At 67.7% G+C, this 3,009-nt stretch carries 3 protein-coding genes; 2 read left to right on the top strand and 1 reads right to left on the bottom strand.

Annotated features, from left to right (window positions below; all coding sequences use genetic code 11):
* Positions 1-803 (bottom strand): 23S rRNA (adenine(2030)-N(6))-methyltransferase RlmJ (gene rlmJ / locus IT472_RS09925; RefSeq protein ID WP_297181332.1); only part of this gene is annotated, 803 nt, incomplete at its 3' end.
* A gap of 200 nt (positions 804-1,003) precedes the next feature.
* Between rlmJ and creB the strand changes: the two genes are divergently transcribed.
* Complete coding sequence (creB, locus tag IT472_RS09920; protein WP_297181333.1) at positions 1,004-1,684, top strand: two-component system response regulator CreB; 681 nt, start codon at positions 1,004-1,006, stop codon at positions 1,682-1,684.
* Positions 1,685-1,717: 33 nt separating this feature from the next.
* Positions 1,718-3,009 (top strand): two-component system sensor histidine kinase CreC (gene creC / locus IT472_RS09915; protein WP_297181331.1); only part of this gene is annotated, 1,292 nt, incomplete at its 3' end.

Raw genomic sequence — 3,009 nt, 5'->3', positions numbered from 1 at the left:
CTGGCCTGCAGTGCCAGCAGCGCAGGCTGAAGGATGCCGTCGAACTGCCAAGGGGGATTCAGGAGCAGCATGCCGCTGCCGTTCATGCGCAGGGGCGAGTCGTCGGGGCGCACCAGCAGTTCCAGCAACAGCGCGGACTTCGCGTCCAGCCTGGCCGCGGCGCGCCGGAACGGCTGCAGTGCGCGGCCCTGCTTGATCGGGTACCACAGTGCGAAGATGCCTTGTGGCCACCGATCCAGCCCGTCCTTGAGCGCTGCAAGCGCGGCATCGAACTCATCCAGCTGCGCTTCAAATGGCGGATCGATCAGTACCAAGCCGCGCGCGAATGTCTTCGGCCCCTGTTTCGGTGGCAACAGCGCCTTGACGGCGGCGTAGCCGTCGCGCGCGTGCACCGCCATCCGGCCGTCGCCGGCGAAGTGACCACGCAGGACATGCGCCTCCTCGGGATGCAACTCGCAGGCGGCGATCCGGTCCTGTTCACGCAAGGCGTGCGCTAGCAGCCAGGGCGAGCCTGGATAGGCGGTAACGCCATGGCGCTCGCGGCAGGCGCGCACTGCGGCCAGGTAGCGCTGGATCGCAGGATCGCGTGGGGCTTCGGCCTGCAAGCGGGCGATGCCGTCGAGGGCTTCACCGGTGGCCTGCGCGGCCTCGCCATCGAGTTTGTACAGGCCGCGCCCGGCATGGGTATCCAGCGCGAAACAGGGCGTGGGCTTGGCGGTCAGCGCATCGCACAGGGCCAGCAGCACGACGTGCTTGAGCACGTCCGCGTGGTTGCCGGCGTGGAAGGCGTGGCGGTAGTTCATACGGGCATTCTAGCGGCCCGCTCTCGCCGTCATTCCCGCGAAAGCGGGAATCCATGGACTTTCATCTTTTGCCGGGGAGGTGAGCAACGTCCGTGGATACGCAGACACGAGGCCTGCGATACGATGCGCGCTTTCGCGGGGATGACGAGGAAAAGCCACTTCACATTGGCCACGCAAACCGGGCCTTGCGCTCGGCTAGGATGGCCGGCATGGCGATGACCATCCTGTTGGCCGAAGACGAAACCGCGATTGCCGACACGGTGCTGTATGCGCTGCGTGCGGACGGGTTCGCGGCCGAGCATGTGGTGCTGGGCGGGCAGGTGCTGCCGCGATTGGCGCGTGGCGGGATCGATCTGGTGATCCTCGATGTTGGCCTGCCGGATCGCAGTGGCTTCGATGTGTGCCGGGAATTGCGCGATTCCAGCGCGGTGCCGGTGATCTTCCTGACCGCACGCAGCGACGAGATCGATCGGGTGCTGGGGCTGGAACTGGGGGCCGATGACTACATGGCCAAGCCCTTTTCGCCGCGCGAGCTGGTCGCACGCGTGCGTGCGCGCTTGCGTCGGCACGACGCGGGCCAGCCGCGGCAGCGTGGCTGCTTCGAGGTCGATGCCGCCGCCCACCGCGTCCGCTTCGCGGGGCAGTGGCTGGACTTGACCCGCTATGAGCATGCGTTGCTGGCGGAACTGTTGCAGCGCCCCGGTGCGATCCTCAGCCGCGGGCAATTGCTTGACCGGGTGTGGGCGGATGCGCTGGAGACCGGCGAGCGCACCGTCGATACCCACGTCAAGACCCTGCGCGCCAAGCTGCGCCAGTTGGATCCGGTGCGCGACCCGATCCGCACCCATCGCGGAATGGGTTATTCCATCGACGTGGACTGAAGCCGGTGAGGACCACACGGTGAGGATTGCAGGGTGAAAATCGCGCTGCGCGTGCTGTTGGGCTACTTCCTGATCGTGGCCGTGGCCGCCTTGCTGCTGGTCAACGTGTTCGTGCAGCAGGTCAAGCCCGGCGTGCGGCAGGCGATGGAGGACACCCTCGCCGACACCGCCAACGTGCTGGCGGAACTGGCCACCGACGACCTGCTGGCCGGGCACATCGCCGATGGCCGGTTCGCGGCCCGCGTCCACGCGCTGGCACGGCGTGACCTGGATGCGCGGATCTGGGGTGAAGCCAAGCACCGCGCCAGCTATCGGATCGAGGTCACCGACGCGCGTGGGGTGGTGGTGTTCGATTCGGCGGGCAAGGAAGTCGGGCGCGACAATTCGCGGTGGAACGATGTTCTCCGCACCCTGCGCGGGCAATACGGCGCGCGCTCCACCCGCGACGACCCGAATGACGAGACCAGCACGGTGATGTACGTGGCCGCGCCGATCAGGGACGCGGGCGGGAAGATCGTCGGCGTGCTCACGGTATCGAAACCGAACCGCAGCATCCAGCCCTTCATCGCCCGCAGCCAGACCACGATCCTGCGCTGGGGCGGGGTCTTGCTGGGCAGTGCGCTGCTGATCGGCATGCTGGCGGCGTGGTGGCTGTCGCGGCAGTTGCTGGCCTTGCGCCGCTATGCCAATGCGGTGACGCGAGGCGAACGCGCCCTGCTGCCGAATGCCGCCGGCGAGTTCGCCGATCTTGGCCGGGCGCTGGAAACCATGCGCCGGCAGCTGGAAGGCAAGCAGTACGTCGAACGCTATGTGCATGCCTTGACCCACGAGCTGAAAAGCCCGCTGGCGGCGATCCGCGGTGCGGCGGAATTGCTGGAAGGGCCGCTGCCCGAGGCCGACCGGGCGCGCTTCGTCGCGCACATCGATGCGCAGAGCCGGCGCATGGCCGGGATGGTCGACCGGATGCTGGAACTCGCTGCGCTGGAACATCGCCAGCGGATCGATGCCCCGCAGCTGATAAACGCTGCCGAATTGGCGCAGGAGGCGCTGGACGATGCCGCGCCGCGGGCACGGGCGCGTGGCGTGGAATTGCAGCTGCAGCTTGCATCCGCATTGCCAGGCCTGTCGGGCGATCCGTTCCTGCTGCGGCAGTTGCTGGGCAACCTGCTCGACAACGCCATCGATTTCTCGCCGCGTCAGGGCGTGGTGGAACTGCGGATCGGATGCGATGCCACGCGCATCCGCATCGAGGTCGCCGATCGCGGGCCCGGCCTGCCGGACTATGCGCTGGAGCGCGCGTTCGAGCGTTTCTATTCGCTGCCGCG

The organism is Thermomonas sp., from assembly GCF_020850895.1.
Lineage (GTDB): Bacteria > Pseudomonadota > Gammaproteobacteria > Xanthomonadales > Xanthomonadaceae > Thermomonas.
This window is presented reverse-complemented; position numbering and strand designations above follow the sequence as displayed.

Bases quoted from the DNA above. Each gene is read 5' to 3' on its own strand.
- creB (WP_297181333.1), top strand. From the start codon at position 1,004: ATGGCCGGCATGGCGATGACCATCCTGTTGGCCGAAGACGAAACCGCG.